Here is a 19,704-nt window from a genome sequence, read left to right on the forward strand (position 1 = left end):
ATTCGAACGAAACTCGAACGCAGGGCCAAAGCTGTGCCCGCAGTCCGCCGAAACACGGCCGAATGCCCTTTTCCTGAAACCATGAAACCTGCCGAAGATTGTCCCGCCCGTATACCGCCGGGTACAGTCGCCGCACTGCTCTGCCCCTGCTGCCGAGGCGAAAGAGAAGTTGGTGAACGACCGTCACCCGTCGGGGAGCTCGACTCCCCAGTCCTCGGCACCCGGCGCCGACTACGCGCACTACGCGACGTACGACCAGCAAGGCGCCGAGCACGGCGGCTACGGCTATGACACCTACTCCACCGGCACGTTCGACACCGGAGCCATCGCCACCGGAAGCTTCGACACCGGTACGTTCGCCACCGACCCGCTCTTCGGCAACATGCCCGGCCCCGACTACGGCACGGGCCAGTGGGCGACCGCCACGGTCACCCAGCAGCAGACGCTCGACTACGACGCGTACGCCGCGCAGTCCCAGGCCGCCCCGTACGACACGGGCAGCCACGACACCAGCTCCGTCTGGCCGGCCGGCGCCTATCAGCACCTCGCCGACATCCCGTCACAGCCCGGCCCCGACAGCACGGGCCAGTGGGACGCCACGGCTTGGAACCAGTCGCCCGAGACCGGCCAGTGGGAGACACAGACCTTCGACACCGGCGCGTACGACACCACGGCGTGGAATTCCGCCGTCACCGAGCAGCAGTACGAGGTCTCCGCCGAGACCTCGTACGAGATCGATGAGCCGTACGAGATCACTGAGCCGTACGACATCGCGGCGCCCGAGCCGCCGACCTCGGACGTCTCGGACAGCGCAGACTCCTCAGACGCCTCGGCCTTCACTCCCCGCGCCCCTCGCGGCAGGAGCGGCGGATCCGGCGGGGGCCGCTCCAGGACCCGTCGCCGTACTCCCGCCAAGCGCTCCGCCCTGCTCACCGTCGCCGTGCCCTCGGCCTGTGTGATGGGCGTCGCCGGGGTGGCCGCCGCCTCCGTGGCCAGCTTCGGCGGGGACGGCGAGAAGGAGACGACGGCCTCGGCCCCGGACACCACGTCCGTGAAACCTTCCACCGCCAACAACAAGCTGGACACCCAGCTGGCGAACCTCTCCGCGGACGCGGGCGATTTCGCGGACCGCGCGAGCCGCACGCAGGAGCGCATCGACCTGAAGGCCGAGAAGGTGGCCGCCGAGAAGAAGGCCGCCGCGGAGGCGGCGCGCAAGGAGCGGCTCCGCCCCAAGTTCGCCCTGCCGGTGAAGCAGCACGGCCTGAGCGCGTACTACGGCCAGGCCGGCGTCAACTGGATGTCGGCGCACTCCGGCATCGACTTCCCCGTGTCGTACGGCACGGAGGTCCTCGCCGCGACCGACGGCACCGTGTCCACGAAGTGGAACAGCGCCTACGGCAACATGGCGATCGTGACCGCCAAGGACGGCACGGAGACGTGGTACTGCCACCTCTCCACGCACAAGATCTCCAACGGCCCCGTGAAGGCGGGCGAGGCCATCGCCTTCTCCGGAAACTCCGGCAACTCCACGGGACCGCACCTGCACTTCGAGGTGCGCCCCAGCGGCGGCTCGGCGATCGACCCGCTGCCGTGGCTGCGCAGCCACGGCCTCGACCCGACGTAACCCCCGGCCGCCGCCCCGCGGGTTACAGCTTCTCCACCGGCGCGTACCGCAGCAGCAGCCGCTTCGGCTTGGGCTCGCCGAAGTCCACCGTCGCTTCGGTGTTGGCGCCCGTCCCCTTGACCCCGACCACGGTCCCGAGGCCGAACTGGTCGTGCGTGACCCGGTCCCCGACCGCCAGTGAGACCACCGGCTTCTCCGAGGCGCGGCGGGTCGCGAAGCCCTGGGCGCCGCCGGCGCGCGAGCGCGAGGAGGACAGCGACGAGGCGATGCCCCCGGCGGGACCGGACGACGCGAGGGCGCCGACGGAACCCTTCCGCTTCCAGTCCAGATGCGCATCCGGAATCTCTTCGAGGAAGCGCGACGGCGGGTTGTACGAGGGCTGACCCCAGGCACTGCGCATCGAGGAGCGCGTCAGATAGAGCCGCTCACGCGCGCGTGTGATGCCCACGTAGGCAAGGCGGCGCTCCTCCTCCAGCTCCTTGGCCTGCCCGAGGGAGCGCATGTGCGGGAAGACGCCGTCCTCCATGCCGGTCAGGAACACCACGGGGAATTCGAGGCCCTTGGCGGTGTGCAGCGTCATGAGGGTGATGACTCCGGAGCCGTCGTCCTCCTCATCCGGAATCTGGTCGGAGTCGGCGACGAGCGCGACGCGCTCCAGGAAGTCGGAGAGCGTGCCGGCGGGGGCGGCCCCCTCGTCGCCTTCCGCCTGACCGCCTTCCGCCTGGACGCCCTCTGCCTGGGCATCCTCCGTCTGGGCGCCTTCCGCTCGGGCGTTCTCCTGCTCGAATTCAAGCGCCACGGCGGCGAGTTCCTGGAGGTTCTCGATGCGGGTCTCGTCCTGCGGGTCGGTCGACGCCTGCAACTCGGCGAGGTAGCCGGTCCGTTCGAGCACGGCCTCCAGGATGACGGCCGGGCCCGCGCCGGACTCGACGATGGTCCGCAGCTCCTCCATGAGCGTGTTGAAGCGCTTGACGGCGTTGGTGGAGCGGGCCGCCATTCCATACGCCTCGTCGACGCGGCGCAGCGCCTGCGGGAAGGAGATCTTCTCGCGCTGGGAGAGCGCGTCGATCATCGCCTCGGCGCGGTCGCCGATGCCCCTCTTGGGCACGTTGAGGATGCGCCGCAGCGGGACCGCGTCCTCGGGGTTGGCGAGAACGCGCAGGTAGGCCAGCACATCGCGGACCTCCTTGCGCTCGTAGAAGCGCACGCCGCCGACGACCTTGTAGGGCAGGCCGACGCGGATGAAGATCTCTTCGAAGACACGGGACTGCGCGTTCGTGCGGTAGAAGATCGCGACGTCGCCGGCCTTCGCGTCGCCCGCGTCCGTGAGCCGGTCGATCTCGTCGGCGACGAACTGCGCCTCGTCGTGCTCGGTGTCCGCCACGTAGCCGATGATGCGGGCGCCGGCGCCCTGGTTGGTCCACAGGTTCTTCGGTCGGCGGCTTTCGTTGCGCTCGATGACCGCGTTCGCCGCCGTCAAGATCGTCTGCGTGGAGCGGTAGTTCTGCTCCAGGAGGATCGTCGTCGCGTCGGTGTAGTCCTCCTCGAACTGGAGGATGTTCCGAATGGTGGCGCCGCGGAAGGCGTAGATCGACTGGTCCGCGTCACCCACCACGCACAGCTCGGCGGGTTCGGCGGGGTCGCCGGGGTTACGGCCCTCGCCTCCGGAGGGGCCGACCAGCTCGCGCACGAGGGCGTACTGCGCGTGGTTCGTGTCCTGGTACTCGTCGACCATGACGTGCCGGAAGCGGCGGCGGTAGTGCTCGGCGACGTCCGGGAAGGCGCGCAGGAGGTGGACCGTCGTCATGATCAGGTCGTCAAAGTCCAGCGCGTTCGCCTCGCGCAGACGCGACTGGTACATGGCGTAGGCCTGGGCGAGGGTCTTCTCGAAACCGTCGGCGGCCTGAGCCGCGAAGTCCTCCTCGTCGATCAGCTCGTTCTTCAGGTTCGAGATCTTGGCGCTGAACGACTTCGGCGGGAACTTCTTCGGGTCGATGTCCAGGTCGCGGCAGACCAGGGCCATCAGACGCTTGGAGTCCGCTGCGTCGTAGATCGAGAAGGAGGACGTGAAGCCCAGCTTCTTGTACTCGCGGCGCAGGATGCGGACGCAGGCGCTGTGGAAGGTGGACACCCACATCGCGTTGGCCCGGGGGCCCACGAGATGCTCGACGCGCTCCTTCATCTCGCCCGCGGCCTTGTTCGTGAAGGTGATCGCGAGGATCTGACCGGGGTGCACACCGCGCTCGGCGAGGAGGTACGCGATGCGGTGGGTCAGGACGCGGGTCTTGCCGGAGCCGGCGCCGGCGACGATGAGCAGCGGCGAGCCCGCGTGCACGACGGCCGCGCGCTGGTTCTCGTTCAGCCCCTCGAGGAGTGTCGCCGGGTCGATGACCGGGCGCGGGGCACCGTCGCGGTAGTGCGAGTCCCGGGTCATGGGCACGTCGAACTTCCCGCTGAACAAGTCGTCCGGAACCGGTTCCGGAGCGCTGTCCTCGGGCGGCGGCGGGGGTTCTTCGTCCGCGGCCCGGGAAGGCTGCAGGTCCGCCAGGAAGCTGTCATCAAAGAGGCTGCTCATCGCCTCCCGAGTCTAGGCGGCCCCACTGACAACCCGCTCCGGGTTCCGGCCACCTTCTGCTGGGCGTCCGGTCACACTCCGCCACACCGCTGCCGGCCGACGCCTTGAGCCTCGTAAAGTCACGAAAACGTATCGGGCATATCGAACAGCAACCTTCACACGCGTCGCACAAGTTGGCTAGCGTGCAGCGCGGGCTGCTCGTCCCCCGCCGGCGAACCTCGCCGGGAGCGGGTGGCCTCCGCCGAGTCCGACGCGTTCGGAGCCGGGGACCCACCGAGAACTTGGGGTGAATCGGTCCCGTACGCAGTACGGGACCGTAGGGCAACCTTCCGAACCACCCGCCCGAACCCGACAGCTAACCCGGTAGGCGGTCTACGGAAGGAGTCGCCTCCCTTGGCGTCGCACCGCAAGCCGCGGACCCGGACAGCCGGAATTCGCACCGCCCCCGCCGTCGGCATCACGACGGCGGCCCTGACCTCCGTGGCGCTCCTGTCGCAGAGCGCGCAGGCAGCCCCCTCCGCGCCGACGAAGCCCAGCCTCGAAGAGGTGCGGAAGAAGGTCGACGACCTCTACCACCAGGCGGGCGTGGCCACTCAGAAGTACAACTCGGCCAAGGAGAAGACCGAGAAGCAGCGCAAGAAGGCCGACCGCCTGCTCGACGACGTGGCCAAGCGCGCGGACAAGCTGAACGAGGCGCGCCAGCGGCTCGGCTCCTTCGCCGCCGCGCAGTACCGCACCGGCGCCGCCTCCCAGACGGCCACGATGATGCTGGCCAACGACCCGCAGGGCTACTTCGACCAGAACCACCTGGCGGACCGGCTGACCGCGCGGCAGAAGAAGGCCGTCGACGACTACCAGGCGGAGCAGGCGTCGGCGACGAAGCAGCGCACGAAGGCGGCGAAGAGCCTCAAGACGCTGAGCGACTCCCGGGACGACCTGAGGACGAGCAAACGGACCGTCCAGACGAAGCTGGGCGAGGCGCGCGAGCTGCTTTCGGAGCTGACCGCCGAGGAGAAGGCGCGCCTCGCCGCGATCGAGCGGAAGAAGGAGCGGGAGGCCAAGCGCAAGGCCGAGGAGCTGGCCCGCAAGGAGGCCGCCGAGGCGGAGCGCAAGCGCAAGGCGGAAGAGGCGGCGCAGAAGGAGCAGGATCAAGGGCGGGAGCAGGGGCGGGACCAGGGGCAGGACGAGGGCCAAGGCTCGGGCGTCGGGTCCGGGTCCGGGTCCGGGTCCGGGAGCACCGACGGCAGTTACGCCACCAAGGCCGCGAAGGTGATCGACTTCGCGGAGGCCCAGATCGGCAAGCCGTACGTCTGGGGTGCCACGGGACCCGACTCCTATGACTGCTCCGGGCTCACCCAGGACGCGTGGAAGGCCGCGGGAATCTCCCTGCCGCGCACCACATGGGATCAGGTGAAGGTCGGCACGACCGTGAAGACCGCCGCTGCCCAACCCGGTGACCTGGTGTTCTTCTACGACGACATCAGTCACGTAGGGATCTACATCGGCGACGGCAAAATGATCCACGCCCCGAAACCGGGCGCCAACGTCCGCGTCGAGTCGATCTACTACATGCCGATCCACAGCGTGGTGCGCCCGGCGTAGCCACGAAAAGCAGCCTCTACGAAGCACCCTCTACGCGCGCGTGGCCCGTACTCCCGAGAGAGTGCGGGCCACGCGCGCGTAGAGGGTCGTTCGCGGGATCAGGTCCACAGCACGGCGATGAAGATGTTCACCGTGGTCAGCAGGCCCACCGCGCCGAACATGCCCTTGTCGACCTTCTCCTCGTCCCGCTTCACATAGACCAGCGCGAGGATCACGATCAGCACGGCCATCTTGATGCCGATCTTCAGGTTGTTGACCGCGTTGTCGTCCGCCTGGTTGAGGCCCACCAGGGCCACACCGGTGACAAGCATGATCAGCGCGCCGTGCAGCATCGCGGGGCTGAAGCGGGCGGCGCCCTGGCCCATCTGCTTCATCTGGGTCAGGAAGCCACCCAGGAGGGAGGCGATGCCGATGATGTGCAGAGCGACGAAGAGATGGATGAGTACGTCCATGAGGCCGGAGCCTAGCCGGGGCCCTTACCGCTCCCCGCAGGCGGGCCCGTACCACCTCTCGATGGGCAGGTGGGGCGCAAGCGCCGCATTGGTCACAGCCATCCGCGATGAGGGCATCACCCCGCGATCAGGACGGACACGGTCGGTCACCAGTTCACCCACTTCCGTCGGTTGCGCACAAGCCGTCGCCGACCCGTGACGGCCAGGTTTAGCGTCCTTCACCAGGTGACCGGCTCCCCACCGCCGTCCCGCCCAGGGCGGCAGTCGGACACCACCGCCGAGGAAGCCGGCGGCGGCCCGCTCCCCCTGTGCGGGCCGTCGCCGGACAGCTAAGGAGCCCCCTTCGTGGCAGCGCACCGCAAGCCCAGGCAGCGCTCGCTCAGCGGCCACACGGCCCGTACCGCCGTCACCCTCGCCATCGCCGGAGCCGCCTCGGTGACCGCCTTCGACGGTTCGGGGCACGCGGACCCCCGGCTCAGCCCCGCCGAGGTGAAGTCCAAGGTCGACTCGCTCCACCGCGAGGCGGAGATCGCCACCGAGAAGTACAACGGCGCGAAGGAGAAGGCCGCGAAGGCCGCGACATCACTCGGCGCGCTGCGCGACGAGGCGACCCGCAAGACGGAGAAGCTCAATTCCGTCCGTCAAAGCCTCGGTTCGTACGCCGCCGCGCAGTACCGCGCGGGCGGCATCGACCCCTCCGTGCAGCTCGCGCTCTCCTCGGACCCCGAGCAGTTCCTGGACCGCGCCTCGCTCGCCGACCGAGCCGGCAGCCGCCAGGCCGCGGCCGTCAGCGGCGTACACAGGAAGCTCCAGGAGATCGACCAGCTGCGCGCGGAGGCCGATGAGCGCCTGTCCGCCCTGCGCTCGCGCCAGGCGGAGCTGAGGAAGCACAAGAAGACCGCCACCGGAAAACTGGCCGAGGCCGAGCGGCTGCTGTCCCGGCTCACTGACGAACAACGCGCGGAGTTCGCCGGCGACGACGCGGACCGGACCACCCGCTCGGACGCCCGCGCCCCTCTGCCCGGTGCCTCCCTGTCCGGCGCCTCTCTGTCCGGCGCCCCGGCCAAGGCTCCGAACGCCCGCGCCGCGACCGCCGTTTCCTACGCCTACAAAGCGCTCGGCAGCCCCTACGTATGGGGCGCGACGGGCCCGAACGCCTTCGACTGCTCGGGGCTGACGCAGGCCGCGTACCGCTCCGCGGGCGTCTCGCTGCCGCGCACCACCTACGCCCAGATCACCGCGGGCAAGCGGGTCCCACGCTCCGCGCTACGCCCCGGTGACCTGGTGTTCTTCTACTCAGGTATCAGTCACGTCGGCATCTACGTGGGCAACGGCCAGATGATCCACGCCCCCAACCCGAGCGCCCCGGTACGGCTCGCACCGATCGACCAGATGCCGTTCGCGGGCGCGACTCGGGTGGTGTGAACAGCCCCGCCACCCCCCCAGTACTGTCGGGTCCATGCCCAGCCGTACGTTGCCGCCGCCTCCTCCTCCCCTGCATCTGCGCACCTGGCCGGACCGGCAGACAATGCTCACCGACCGCGGCCTGGCCCTCCACGAACTCCAGAGGCGACACCTAGGAGTCCACCGACTCCTCTTCCTGTGGCTGTGCGGGTTCGGCGGCGTCATCGGCTGGGTGCTGCTGGTCCAGCCGCTCCGGCTCATCGAGGACAAGGACGCCACGGGGCTCATCCTCGGCCCGGTCCTCGCGATCCTCGGCCTCGCGGCGCTGGGCCCGGCGGTCGTCGGCGTCGCCCTCAGCGTCCGCCGCGACCGGCGGATACGCGAACTCTCGGACACCTGGCTCGCATTCGACAGCCACCCGGCGTCCGACGCCCGGCTGCGCTCCCCCGGCCTCAGCCTCCTGTGGCTCCTGTCCTCCCTCGCCGTGTGCGCGCTCGGCCTCTGGACGTCCTTCTCCGCGGCGGCGTACGCCGAACCGGGCCGCGACACATACGCCGACGTCGCCCTCGGCATGGGCGCGGGCCTCATCGTGTGGCTGACGGGCCTCATGGGCGCCACGAAGGCCATCAGCCACTACCGCTGGGCACTGCGGAAGCTGCGCCCAGCACCGGCGCGTGGCGGCACCCAGCACGAGGCCATGTCCGCGAAGCCCTGAGTTGGGCCGGGGCCGCCCACGAAGCAGTCGCCCGCCCTGCTCCTCAGACCAGCCGTCGCGCCGTCGCCCACCGCGTCAGCTCATGTCGATTTGAGAGCTGCAGCTTCCTCAGGACCGCCGAGACATGCGACTCGACCGTCTTCACGGAGATGAAGAGCTGCTTGGCGATCTCCTTGTACGCGTACCCGCGCGCGATGAGCCGCAGGACCTCTCTCTCGCGCTGCGTGAGGCGGTCCAGGTCCTCGTCGACCGGAGGCGCGTCCGTGGAGGCGAAGGCGTCCAGGACGAAGCCCGCCAGGCGCGGCGAGAACACCGCGTCCCCGTCCTGCACACGGAAGATGGAGTCCACCAGGTCGGTCCCGGTGATCGTCTTGGTGACGTAGCCGCGGGCTCCGCCCCGGATGACACCGATGACGTCCTCGGCGGCGTCGGACACCGACAGCGCCAGGAAACGCACCGGGTTCTCCGCGTCGCCCATCAACGGCGAGCAGCGGCGCAGCACCTCCACGCCGCCGCCACCGGGGAGGTGCACGTCCAGGAGGACGACCTCGGGGCGCGCGGCCGTGATGACCGTGACCGCCTGGTCGACGTCGGCGGCCTCACCGACCACCTCGACGCCGGTGATGTCGGTCCGGCCGATCTCCGCCTGCACTCCGGTGCGGAACATCCGGTGGTCGTCGACCAGGACGACTCGCACCCGACGCCCACCCGCACCGCCCTCATCCGCCCTGGTCGGCTCCGCGGGTTCGCCCGCCTCGGTCGCGTCGCTCATGTCGTCGCCGTCCTCTCCATTTCCAGCTCGACTTCCGTGCCGCCGCCCGGCACCGCGCGCAACCGCGCCGTGCCGCCGTTGCGCTGCATGCGGCCGATGATCGATTCTCGTACGCCCATCCGGTCGTCGGGCACGGAGTCCAGATCGAAGCCGGGGCCGCGGTCCCGGACGGATACGAACACCGTCTCCCCCTCGACTTCGGCGAAGACCTGCACCGCACCGCCCTCGCCACCGTACTTGGCGGCGTTCACCATGGCTTCCCTCGCGGCCTGCATCTGCGCGGTCAGGCGCTCGTCGAGCGGGCAGTCGCCGACCACGACGACCTCGATCGGGACACCGTGCTTGTCCTCGATCTCCGCCGCGCTGTGACGGACCGCCTCGGCGAGGGTGTCGGGCTCCTCGTCCTCGTCCTTGCCGGTGCCCTCGGGTTTGTAGAGCCAGGCCCGCAGATCGCGCTCCTGGGCGCGGGCGAGGCGCCGCACCTCGCTCGCGCTCTCCGCGTTGCGCTGGATCAGGGTCAGGGTGTGCAGCACGGAGTCGTGCACGTGGGCGGCGACCTCGGCTCTCTCCTGGGCGCGGATGCGCATCAGCCGCTCCTCGGAGAGGTCCTGCGTCATACGGACGAGATAGGGGCCGGCGAGGAGCGCGATACCGACGAGCACGGCCAGGGCGGCCTGCAGCACGGCGCCGAGGTGCGCGGCGGAGCCCTGCAGCACGAAGATGCCGGTGACCCCGGCCCCGACCAGCAGCACTCCGGCCGCGGACCGGGCGAGCGTCAGGGTGCGCCGGCGGCGGCCGACGGCCATCCAGCGGGCCCGGCGTGCGTTGTCGGCCTGCCGCCAGACCAGGGCGACACCGGCGGCGACGAGCAGGGTCGGGACGACATACGCCTTGGTCGAGCCGTCCAGGTCCACATTGCCTACGAAGACCATGGAGACGACGACCATGGCGAGGAGCGCGACGATCTGGCCCTTGTCCGGCTTGCGGGCCACAAGTCTTCGGCGGCCGTCCTGCGATGTCTCGGTCGTGGCGGCCGCGGGCGGCCGCTGGGCGTCGACGCCGCCGATGCCCAGCGGAACGAAGAACCAGAACGCCGCGTACAGCAGAGCGCCGAGGCCGTCCGCCGTGAACAGGCCGACGAAGATTAGCCGGACCCAGACCACGGGCAGTCCGAGATGTCCCGCGAGACCGCGTGCGACACCGCCGAGCCAACGCCCATCGCCGCTGCGGTAGAGCTTGTGCAGCGGTCGGACGTCGTCGATGGGTGGGGCAGCGGCTTCCGGCATGCCTCGATATTCACACGCGGGCGCGGACGCGGACATCAGGGTCGATCCCCGAGACTTCCCTGATCTCGGCCCCTGCCCCGCCCCTGTCAGGGTGTGGGCCCGAGGAGTCTCAGGGGTGATATCAGGGTCGGGCCAGGGTCTTCCCGAGTGCCGCGGCGGGCTCCCGGCCGTCACCATGGACACATGACAGATCAGCAGCCCGCCGAGACGGAGACCGAGGCCGCCATCCACGATGCCCTGCGCGATGCGTATGGCGCGCCGGGCGCTCCCACGGGCAGTCACGAGCCGGGCCTGCCCGCGGAGGATCGGAAGTTCCGCCGCGACCGCCGGCACAGAAAGCTCGGCGGTGTGTGCGCGGGACTCGGGCGGCACTGCGACATGGACCCGGTGATATTCCGCATCGGCCTGGCGGTCCTCTCGATCACCAGCGGCCTCGGCCTTGTCTTCTACGGCTTCGCCTGGCTCTTCGTGCCGTATGAGGACGAGGAGGAGAACGAGGCGCGCAGGCTCCTCTCCGGCCGGGTCGACGGCCCGGCGCTGACGGCCGTGCTCTTCGCGCTCGTCGGCTGCGGTGTCTTCCTCACTCTGTTGAACAACGGCGGGGCGCTCACCTTCGCCGCCGTTCTCACCCTTCTCCTCGCGGGCGCGGGGTACTGGTCGCAGCAGCGCGGGGCCCTCGACCCCGACCCGGTCACCGCGCACGCCGCGGCGGACGCCCCGCCCGAGGCGAAGGCACCGCCTGTCGCCGGGGGCCCTTCCTGGTGGCGTGACCCGATAGTCAAGGACGGCACGTACGACGGGATCTCCGGCTACTTCTGGGGTCCCGAAGCCCTCGACAACATCGCCTATCAGCCGACGGGCCACCACCATGGTGCGCCCCGCGCCACGGCCGCCCCGCCACCGCCGCCCAAGCCGCGCGGTCCGCGCTGGATCGGCGGCTGGCTCTTCCTGCTCGCCTTGCTCGCGGGTGGTCTCGGTACGGGCTTGACCTGGGAGGACCATCCGCTCGGCACGACGTTGCAGACGGGCCTGGCGTGCGCGCTCGCCGTGTTCGGCCTCGGTATCGCGGTCAGCGCCTTCCTGGGGCGCACAGGAGCGGGTTCGATCGTGCTCGCGGTGCTCACGGCCGGGCTCCTCGCGGCCTCGGCGGCCCTGCCGAAGAACCTCACCACGCACTATGTCCGCACCGACTGGATACCGGCGTCGACGGCGGACGTCCGCCCCCAGTACGAGGTGGGTCTCGGCACGGGCACGCTCGACCTGACCAAGGTCGACGTCGGCAAGGGCCGGACGCTGGAGACCAGCGCCGAGGCCGGCGTGGGCGACCTCAGGGTGATCGTGCCGAAGGACGCCACCGTGCGGCTGGACGCGGAGGTGGGCGTCGGCGACATCGTGTTGCCGGATGACAAGGGCAAGGACCTGGACATCGCTCCGGGCCGTGAGAAGAAGGTGACACTGAAGCCGCCCTCGGGCAGCACGGACGGCGGCACGATCGATCTGCGGCTCGAAGTGGGCGTCGGACAAGCGAAGGTGACCCGTGCTACGTCATGAACTTCAACCCGGCAAGCTGGTGGCAGGCCTCTCCCTGCTGACGGTCGCCGTCGTGTACGTGGGCGACGCGGGCGGCGCCTGGGAAGCGCCGTGGTTCGTCGCGCTCCCGCTCGTGATGGCGGGCCTGCTGCTCGCAGGCGCGGCGGCGGCCTTCCACGGGATACGACCGCGCGGCGCCGCCCGCCCGGGCGGCCGCTCACAAGGCTCCGGGGAGCCGCGCGGCTAGGGGCGGGTGGCGGGGGCCTGTTGTACGGCCCTGCCCTTCCGGAGGAGCCCTAGGGCTTGGCGGAGGAGCTCCATGGCTTCTTTCGGCGGGCGGTGAGCATGGCGTCGACGGAGAAGACGGAGGCCCCGGCGAGCACCAGTGGTAGCCACGCCATCAGGTACGCGAGATCGTTGCCGTAGTAGTACGGGTCGTTGTACCAACTGACGGTCAGCCAGAGGCTGAGCGAGATCAGCGCACCGCCAAGCGCGGCGACCCGGGCGAACAGGCCGATCAGCGTGCCGACGCCGACGACCAGTTCACCGATGGCGATGGCGTGGCCGAAGCCGACGGGGCTCTTGAGGGACAGGTCGACCAAGGCGGGGATCGCGGAGATGTCACGGACGCCCTCCATCCGCTCGCCGATCGACCCCGCTCCGTCCGCCCGCATGAAGGAGCTGTCCGTGAGCTTGTCCAGACCGGCGTAGATGAAGGTGACGCCGAGGAAGATCCGCAGAGGGAGCAGGGCGTAACGGGTGGCGGACTCCCGCCAGTTGTCACGTCGGGCGTAGCCGGTGTGCCTGTCCGTCCGCATGCCGTGAGCCATGGCTCGTCGCCGCCTCTCCCATCGACCCCGTCTTCTGACCATACGTACGAGTAGAGGCCGCTGCTCACCGGCGTGCGGCGGGAATTCACGACATCGACCGGGAAGCCCCAGGGGGAGGCTCTTATGCGTCAGCCGAGGTGGGTCAGCCGATGGCTGTGCCCGTTGGTTCAGTCCGTGACGTCGATCGCGACGCGGTTCGTTTCCAGACCTGCGGCGGTGATCACCTGGACCTCGACGCGGCCCGGTTCGACGTCGACCGGGACGGGCACGGTCAAGGTCGCGTCGGCCGGATTGCTGAAGCCGCCCGGCACGGGCACGAGCGGTACGTGGACGTGCACGGCTCCGATGCGGACGACCATGCGGGCGAGCCGGTCCGCGTCGCCCGCGCCGGGTGGGACGAATCCCGCGCCACGGATCTCGATGTCGTCGCCCGTGCGGATCGGTGCGTCCAGGTCACCGGCCTCCCGCGCGCGGACGACGGAGAGGATCACAGGGCGGCCGCCTTCGGAGTACTTCCCCGCGAGGTACGTCGCGGCCGACACCAGTACCAGCACGGCGAGCCCCCATGGAAGATCGGGCAGCTGCTCGGGCCGCCGCGCGAGGCATACGGCGGCGAAGACCACGGCGACGGCGGTGACCAGGATGTACTGGGCGTCGGCGAAGCTGCCCCGGCCCGAGTCGTCGGTGAGCGGATCGGCGGCCCGCGGCCGGTCCGCGCGCACCTTCTGCAGCCGCTGGCCGAGGACGCGCAGACCCACGACCCTGCGCACGAGGACAGCGACTCCGCACACCACGGCGAGGACCGTCATCACCCCGGCGGCGCGGCCGAGTTCGAGCCCGGCGATCAGCTCGTCCCGCCGTCCGTGCCCCGAGGCCACGGCCAGTTGGCCCGCGAGGACGAGCACCGCGAAGACCACGAGGAGTACCCAGCAGGCGGCCACGACACGCGAGGTGGAGAGCCGGTTGTCCTCGCCGATCACCGGCGCGAGGACACCGCCGCGCTCCCGATGGACGTATGCCGCGCCGGTCAGCAGCCCGCCCACCACCAGGCCGGCGAGGAGCCCCGCCGTGCGCGCCGCCGTCCAGCCGACGCCGATCGCGGTGAACGCCTGGACCAGGAGGAGGACGCCGAAGGAGCCCCAGACGACGCCGAGCGTGCGCGTCCACAGGCGCCGCAGCCAGGCCTCTCCCTCGGCCCTGCCGCGCTCGGCGACGGCCCGCGCGGACTGTGTCAGCTCGTCCGACACCCACTGCCGCGACGCGCCCGCCGAGTGCGCGACGGCCGCGGGCAGCCCCTGCCCTGCCGCCAGTTCGTCGCGCTGGGTGAGGAACGCGGCCACGGCAAGCCGGTGCCCCTCGCGCGCCCCGTGCGGGCAGCCGCCGCACGTGCAGCCGCCTCCGTGCGCGTCCTGTCTCGCCTCCTGCACCGCCACCGCGTACGCCGCCTTCCCTACCCTCGAAGCCCTGGGGGCTTGCTGTGAACTTCCTTGCGGAGAAAGGGAATTGTGCCGCACTGAAGGGCGAACGAACCCCAGGGGTGAGGTCAGCGGGGGTGAACGGGCCACGCGCGCGTTGACGGGCGGGTCACGGTGCGCGTCGACGGGCAGGTCACGGGCGTCGACCGGTGCATCAGGTCAGCAGGTCCGGTTCGCTGCGGCTGATGTCCTGCCACAGGGGTTGGTAGTTGATCCACGCGACCAGGTCGCTGCCGAGCTGCTCGCGGGTCCGCACCGCCTGCCTGTGGCCGATCAGCACCGGGCGGCCCGCGGCCCGCGCACTCAGCTGGACCTGGCAGGAGCGCTCCATGGAGAGGAACCACCAGGCGGCGGAGTCGACGGAATCCCCGACGGTGAGCAGGCCGTGGTTGCGCAGGATCACCGCCTTGTGGCCGCCGAGCGCGGTCGCGATCCTGCGGCCCTCCTCGGCGTCCACGACGACGCCCGTGTAGCCGTCGTACAGCGCGTGGCTCTCGTAGAAGGCGCAGGCCTCCTGGGTGATCGGGTCGAGGAGTTCGCCGAGCGTGGAAAGCGCGCGGCCGTGCAGCGAATGGCAGTGCGCGACGGCGACGACATCGGGCCGCGTCAGATGCGCCTGGGCGTGCACGGTGAAGGCGGCCTGGTTGACGTGATGGCGCCCCTCGACCACCTGCCCGTCGGCGTTGGCCAGGACGAGTTCGCCGACGGTGACGTGCTTGAAGGGCACTCCGAACGGGTTCACCCAGAAGCAGTCCGTGTGCTCGGGGTCCCGCGCGGTGATGTGTCCGGAGACCCCGTCCTCGTACCCGAGCCGTCCGAAGATGCGCAGCGCCGCGGCGAGCCGTTCCTTCCGATAACGCCGTTCGTCCTCCAGCGAATCGTGCACGGGCGGCATCGCGAACTGCAACCGCTCGACGGGTATCGGTGTGGGCGCCTGCATATGTCCTCCATCCTCGGCTGTACGGAGCGGAAGTTACCGGCGGTTCGCACAGGAGGACAGAGGCGTCCGGTGAAGAGAGCACGCAGAGGGGAATCGATATACGACAAGAGATGTCGGGTATCGGCGCGACACTCGGCGCATGAAGTTGAACTGGGCAGCCTTCACCACCGCGGAACCCGCTCTCGCACGCACCGTCGAGGACCGTTTCGGGGCGTTCACCCACCATGTCCTCGCCACGCTCCGCAAGGACGGGTCGCCGCGTACCACCGGGCTCGAAGTCCGTTTTCTGCACGGGGAGTTGTGGTTCGGCATGATGCCGGGGTCTCTCAAGGCGTTGGACCTGCGCCGCGATCCGCGCTTCGCGCTGCAGGCGAACCCGGGAACCGGCACGGAGATGGCCGGCGGCGACGTCCGCATCGCGGGTCGCGCGATCGAGGTGCGGGACCCGCGGGCCGTCGCGCGCTATGCCGACGCGGTCAATCCGCCGGACCCGGACGCGTTCCATCTCTTCCGCACCGAGCTGACGGAGGTGGTCCGCACGTACATCGAGGACGAGAAGTACCTGGCGGTGCAGGTGTGGAAGCCGGGCGCGGCGGTGCGCACCACCAGGCGGACGTGAGCGGGCTGCCGCGCCCCGGGCAGCCCGCGCATGCGACGGCGCCGCCCACCTCGCAGGAGGCGGACGGCGCCGTCAGAGCTTGCGGGAGGTCACTCCCACTCGATGGTCCCCGGCGGCTTCGACGTCACGTCGAGCACCACACGGTTCACATCGGCGACCTCGTTCGTGATGCGCGTCGAGATCTTCGCGAGGACGTCGTACGGCATGCGGGTCCAGTCGGCCGTCATGGCGTCCTCGGACGAGACGGGGCGCAGCACGATCGGGTGGCCGTAGGTGCGGCCGTCGCCCTGGACGCCGACGCTGCGGACGTCCGCGAGCAGCACGACCGGGCACTGCCAGATGTCCCGGTCGAGACCGGCCGCCGTCAGCTCCTCGCGGGCGATGGCGTCGGCCTCGCGGAGCAGGTCGAGGCGGTCCTTGGTGACCTCGCCGACGATGCGGATGCCGAGGCCGGGGCCCGGGAACGGCTGGCGCTGGACGATCTCGTCCGGCAGGCCGAGCTCGGCGCCGACCATCCGGACCTCGTCCTTGAACAGCTTGCGCAGCGGCTCGATGAGCTTGAACTCGAGGTCCTCGGGGAGGCCGCCCACGTTGTGGTGGGACTTGATGTTGGCCGTGCCGGCGCCGCCGCCGGACTCGACGACGTCGGGGTAGAGCGTGCCCTGGACGAGGAACTCGACCGGCTGGTCGCCGGGGGCCTCGGCCACGATCTCCGCCTGGGCCTGCTCGAAGACCCGGATGAACTCGCGGCCGATGATCTTCCGCTTCTCCTCGGGGTCGGAGACCCCGGCGAGCGCGGCCAGGAACCGCTCCTGGGCGTCGACGACCTTCAGCTGCACACCGGTCGCGGCGACGAAGTCCTTCTCGACCTGCTCGGTCTCGTCCTTGCGCATCAGGCCGTGGTCGACGTAGACGCAGGTCAGCTGCGAGCCAATGGCCTTCTGCACGAGGGCGGCGGCGACGGCGGAGTCCACGCCGCCGGAGAGACCGCAGATGGCGCGCCTGGTGCCGACCTGCTCGCGGATCGCGGCGACCTGCTCGTCGATGACGTTGCCGGTCGTCCAGTCCGGCTTGAGGCCGGCGCCGCGGTAGAGGAAGTGCTCCAGGACCTGCTGGCCGTGCGTGGAGTGCATCACCTCGGGGTGGTACTGCACGCCGTACAGCTTCTTCTCGTCGTCCTCGAAGGCGGCGACCGGCACGACGTCCGTGGACGCGGTGACCGTGAAGCCCTCGGGCGCCGCGCTGCACGCGTCGCCGTGCGACATCCACACGGACTGCTCGGCGGGGGTGCCCTCGAAGAGGGTGGAGCCGACCTTGGAGACGGCCAGCGGCGTACGTCCGTACTCACGCGCGCCGGTGTTGTCGACCGTGCCGCCGAGGGTCGTCGCCATCAGCTGGAAGCCGTAGCACATGCCGAAGACGGGGACGCCGGCCTCGAAGAGCTCGCGGTCGACGGTGGGGGCCTGCTCCGCGTACACCGACGAGGGGCCGCCGGAAAGGATTATCGCGGCGGGCTTCTTGGCGAGCATCTCGGAGACGGGCATCGTGCTCGGCACGATCTCGCTGTAGACCCGGGCCTCACGGACGCGACGGGCGATGAGCTGGGCGTACTGCGCTCCGAAGTCGACGACCAGAACGGTGTCGGGAGCGGCGGCAGCGTGGGGCGCTGATGGCACGGCGGCGGCCTTCCGGCGTTGAGCGTTGAGCGAGAGGCTCAGTGCGTGTGCAGGGGGTCTGTTTTGTCAATTCTACCGGGCCCGGCGGTGCCTCCCTCGTCACATCCGACGGACCCGCGCCGACGACCTGAACCGACGACCGAACCAAGGGGTGCGGGCCGGACGGGCGTCTCAGCATCCGGGCCGTCCCCGGAAGGTGATTGACCCGGCACGCGCGCGTGGGGGCATACTGGCCCCGTGACCAAGCACCTCAGCTTCCTCTTTACCTATGGCAACCGGCCCGCCGGCTGCCATGGTCGAGCTGCTTGATCCACTGACAAGCGACTTTCCAGGCGCCCCGGGCCGACAAGGCCCGGGGCGTTCTGTCATTTCCGGGTCGTGTCGCCCCGGGGCAGAGATCAAGGAGCCCCTCATGACCGCCACCGCCACCGCCACCGAGAAGACCGGCGCCCGCACTTCCGAGGCCGCCGGTGTGATCGAGAACGCCCGCGAGCGGATCGACACGCTCGACGACCGCATCATCGGTCTCGTCCAGGAACGGATGGCCGTCTCGGCCGTGATCCAGGAAGCGCGCATCACCTCGGGCGGGCGCCGCGTGAATCTCTCCCGCGAGATGGAGGTCCTCGGCCACTACAGGGACGCGCTCGGCAAGCCCGGTACGACGCTCGCGATGACGCTCCTGGAGCTGTGCCGGGGCCGTATCTGAGTTCGGACCGCTTCTCACCCGTACGGCGCGTGACCGGTTCCCGGCGGGCTTCGTTGGTCCCGATGTCCGTGCCAGCCAGGGGCGGGCCCGTTAGAACCACGCGTGGCTCCGTTGGAGCGATGAGGCGTATGGAACGTGTCGTACGCCGTGGGACCTCGCTTCAGCGATGTGACCGGACGGCAGGGGACAGCAGCCCGGTCACCCAAGAGAACGGTCGGCTCCGGGGACGCCCGGGGTCGGCCGGCCTCCGTCCCGGCCGCTCCGTCCCGGCCGCTCCGTCCCGGTCGCCTTCGTCCCGGTCGCCTCAGTCCCGATCCCTCGCCGCTTTCCCGTATAGATGTGGTCGAAACGGTTGCGCCCGCGACAACCCATCGAGCACGATGCCTTGGAGGGCGGACCCCCGGTCCCTCGTCCGCCACCGCACTGCCATTGGTCGATACCACGCGAGCGCCCCCCCGTGCGCCGGGTCGGCCACCGGCGCCCCGAGCCAAGCGGCGCACTCCCCCCGGGCGCCGCCCGAGGCACCGACGCCGCCCTGACGTCGGTGCCGACAGCCAAGGGCCCCGCGGATCCGTCCCGCGGGGCCCTTCGCTCTGGCCTTCTGACCTTCTGGACCTTCCGGCCTTCCGGCCTTCCGGCCTTCCGGCCTAGAGCTTCTCGAGCTTGGCGACCTGCGCGTCGACGACCTTGGCCGGCACGCCGAACTTCTTCGGCTGGAGCAGATTGATCGAGTAGAAGGCCGCGAGCGTCGGACCGCTGCGCACGACCGTGAAGCTCATCGGCGTCTTCTGGCCCTCGATGAGGCCCACGACCTTGTACGAGACGGCCTCGTCGCCCACCTTCGGGGCGGTCAGGGCCGCGACGTCGCGGTACTTGGAGTCGGCGTGCTCGTAGGCCTCGCACTTCTCCGTGGCCGTGCGGAGGCCGTCCATGACCTTCTCCGCGTCGGCCTGCTCGTGGGCGAGCAGCGCGAGCGTGATGACCGTGGCGTCCAGCTCGTCGGGGCCGGTCATGGTGCGGCCGGTACGGGCCTTCGACGCCGGGTCGGTGGCGAACATGAACATGTTCGCGAGCGGCTGGCACTCGGCCGGGTCGGCGGGCACGGTCTGCGCGGGCATGTCCGCGGCGGACAGCTTCTCGATCTTGTAGCCCTTGAGGTCACCCTTGGCGAGCACCGCCTTCTCCAGGTCGGCGGAGGACAGGGCGCTCGACTTGTCGCCGGCCGGCTTCGAGTCCTTGGAGCCCTTCGCGTCCTCCGCGCCCTTCGGGTCCTTGGAGCCCTTCGGGTCCTTCGAGTCCCCGGCACCCTGCGTGGACTTGGCCGGTTCCGACGGCTTCTTGCCGTCGTCGTCGCTGCCGCACGCTGCGGTCAGGCCCAGCGCGACCGTGACGGACGCGGCCACGACGGCCCGAGACACAGATGACTTCACGTTTCCTACCTTCAGTTCGCACGGTGCGGGCGACGGGCCCGCGCCGAGGCGAAATGAAAGCGGCAAAC

17 protein-coding genes and 1 riboswitch are annotated in these 19,704 nt (G+C 70.3%); of the genes, 8 read left to right on the forward strand and 9 right to left on the reverse strand.

From position 1 onward, the window contains the following. The first annotated feature begins 172 nt into the window (after positions 1-172). Complete coding sequence (locus ACWDZ7_RS01125; protein WP_451793848.1) at positions 173-1,624, forward strand: M23 family metallopeptidase; 1,452 nt, start codon at positions 173-175, stop codon at positions 1,622-1,624. 22 nt (positions 1,625-1,646) lie between these two features. On the opposite strand, the gene pcrA is transcribed toward ACWDZ7_RS01125, so the two are convergent. Next, on the reverse strand, positions 1,647-4,199 hold the full coding sequence (pcrA, locus tag ACWDZ7_RS01130; protein WP_451793849.1) for a DNA helicase PcrA: 2,553 nt from the start codon (positions 4,197-4,199) through the stop codon (positions 1,647-1,649). Positions 4,200-4,428: 229 nt separating this feature from the next. After that, positions 4,429-4,584, forward strand: a riboswitch (cyclic di-AMP (ydaO/yuaA leader). Between the two features lie 8 nt (positions 4,585-4,592). Here pcrA and ACWDZ7_RS01135 point away from each other — a divergent pair. After that, positions 4,593-5,801 (forward strand): NlpC/P60 family protein, encoded by a 1,209-nt coding sequence (locus tag ACWDZ7_RS01135; RefSeq protein ID WP_451793850.1) that lies wholly within the window; start codon positions 4,593-4,595, stop codon positions 5,799-5,801. 98 nt (positions 5,802-5,899) lie between these two features. Here ACWDZ7_RS01135 and ACWDZ7_RS01140 read toward each other — a convergent pair whose 3' ends face one another. Then, positions 5,900-6,253, reverse strand: coding sequence for a hypothetical protein (locus tag ACWDZ7_RS01140; RefSeq protein ID WP_451793851.1), 354 nt, complete (start codon positions 6,251-6,253; stop codon positions 5,900-5,902). Positions 6,254-6,598: 345 nt separating this feature from the next. Between ACWDZ7_RS01140 and ACWDZ7_RS01145 the strand changes: the two genes are divergently transcribed. Together ACWDZ7_RS01145 and ACWDZ7_RS01150 are read left to right on the forward strand one after the other, a co-directional pair. After that, positions 6,599-7,678, forward strand: a complete 1,080-nt coding sequence (locus ACWDZ7_RS01145; protein WP_451793852.1) for an NlpC/P60 family protein — start codon at positions 6,599-6,601, stop codon at positions 7,676-7,678. Between the two features lie 34 nt (positions 7,679-7,712). Further along, the gene (locus ACWDZ7_RS01150; protein ID WP_451793853.1) at positions 7,713-8,372 is read left to right on the forward strand and encodes a hypothetical protein; all 660 of its coding nucleotides are present in this window, start codon (positions 7,713-7,715) and stop codon (positions 8,370-8,372) included. Positions 8,373-8,415: 43 nt separating this feature from the next. Here ACWDZ7_RS01150 and ACWDZ7_RS01155 read toward each other — a convergent pair whose 3' ends face one another. Both ACWDZ7_RS01155 and ACWDZ7_RS01160 read right to left on the reverse strand, forming a co-directional pair. Beyond that, positions 8,416-9,144: a LuxR C-terminal-related transcriptional regulator gene (locus tag ACWDZ7_RS01155; RefSeq protein ID WP_451793855.1), complete on the reverse strand. Its 729-nt coding sequence runs from the start codon at positions 9,142-9,144 to the stop codon at positions 8,416-8,418. Next, on the reverse strand, positions 9,141-10,430 hold the full coding sequence (locus tag ACWDZ7_RS01160) for an ATP-binding protein (RefSeq protein ID WP_451793857.1): 1,290 nt from the start codon (positions 10,428-10,430) through the stop codon (positions 9,141-9,143). The genes ACWDZ7_RS01155 and ACWDZ7_RS01160 overlap by 4 nt, the downstream gene beginning before the upstream one ends. Positions 10,431-10,613: 183 nt before the next feature. Here ACWDZ7_RS01160 and ACWDZ7_RS01165 point away from each other — a divergent pair, with 183 nt between their 5' ends. Then, entirely contained in the window at positions 10,614-11,981 is a 1,368-nt protein-coding gene (locus ACWDZ7_RS01165; RefSeq protein WP_451793858.1) for a PspC domain-containing protein, read from the forward strand. Continuing rightward, the gene (locus ACWDZ7_RS01170; RefSeq protein WP_451793859.1) at positions 11,968-12,207 is read left to right on the forward strand and encodes a hypothetical protein; all 240 of its coding nucleotides are present in this window, start codon (positions 11,968-11,970) and stop codon (positions 12,205-12,207) included. Before ACWDZ7_RS01165 ends, ACWDZ7_RS01170 begins: the two co-directional genes overlap by 14 nt. Positions 12,208-12,256: 49 nt before the next feature. Here the strand turns inward: ACWDZ7_RS01170 and ACWDZ7_RS01175 are convergent, their stop codons facing one another. From ACWDZ7_RS01175 to ACWDZ7_RS01185, 3 genes are all read right to left on the reverse strand, one after another. Further along, positions 12,257-12,790 carry a DoxX family protein gene (locus ACWDZ7_RS01175; RefSeq protein WP_451793861.1) on the reverse strand — a complete coding sequence of 178 codons (534 nt, stop codon included), beginning with the start codon at positions 12,788-12,790 and terminating at the stop codon, positions 12,257-12,259. A 167-nt stretch (positions 12,791-12,957) separates the two neighbouring features. After that, complete coding sequence (locus ACWDZ7_RS01180) at positions 12,958-14,223, reverse strand: hypothetical protein (RefSeq protein WP_451793862.1); 1,266 nt, start codon at positions 14,221-14,223, stop codon at positions 12,958-12,960. Between the two features lie 196 nt (positions 14,224-14,419). Then, positions 14,420-15,205, reverse strand: a complete 786-nt coding sequence (locus ACWDZ7_RS01185) for a class II aldolase/adducin family protein (RefSeq protein ID WP_451793863.1) — start codon at positions 15,203-15,205, stop codon at positions 14,420-14,422. A 139-nt stretch (positions 15,206-15,344) separates the two neighbouring features. On the opposite strand from ACWDZ7_RS01185, the gene ACWDZ7_RS01190 reads away from it, so the two are divergent. Then, on the forward strand, positions 15,345-15,824 hold the full coding sequence (locus ACWDZ7_RS01190; RefSeq protein ID WP_451793864.1) for a pyridoxamine 5'-phosphate oxidase family protein: 480 nt from the start codon (positions 15,345-15,347) through the stop codon (positions 15,822-15,824). A gap of 89 nt (positions 15,825-15,913) precedes the next feature. On the opposite strand, the gene guaA is transcribed toward ACWDZ7_RS01190, so the two are convergent. Further along, positions 15,914-17,500 carry a glutamine-hydrolyzing GMP synthase gene (guaA, locus tag ACWDZ7_RS01195; protein WP_451793865.1) on the reverse strand — a complete coding sequence of 529 codons (1,587 nt, stop codon included), beginning with the start codon at positions 17,498-17,500 and terminating at the stop codon, positions 15,914-15,916. Between the two features lie 412 nt (positions 17,501-17,912). On the opposite strand from guaA, the gene ACWDZ7_RS01200 reads away from it, so the two are divergent. Next, positions 17,913-18,206 (forward strand): chorismate mutase, encoded by a 294-nt coding sequence (locus tag ACWDZ7_RS01200; RefSeq protein WP_451793867.1) that lies wholly within the window; start codon positions 17,913-17,915, stop codon positions 18,204-18,206. Positions 18,207-18,853: 647 nt separating this feature from the next. On the opposite strand, the gene ACWDZ7_RS01205 is transcribed toward ACWDZ7_RS01200, so the two are convergent. After that, on the reverse strand, positions 18,854-19,636 hold the full coding sequence (locus tag ACWDZ7_RS01205) for a hypothetical protein (RefSeq protein WP_451793869.1): 783 nt from the start codon (positions 19,634-19,636) through the stop codon (positions 18,854-18,856). Positions 19,637-19,704: the final 68 nt, after the last annotated feature.

Source organism: Streptomyces sp. NPDC003032 (assembly GCF_053591415.1).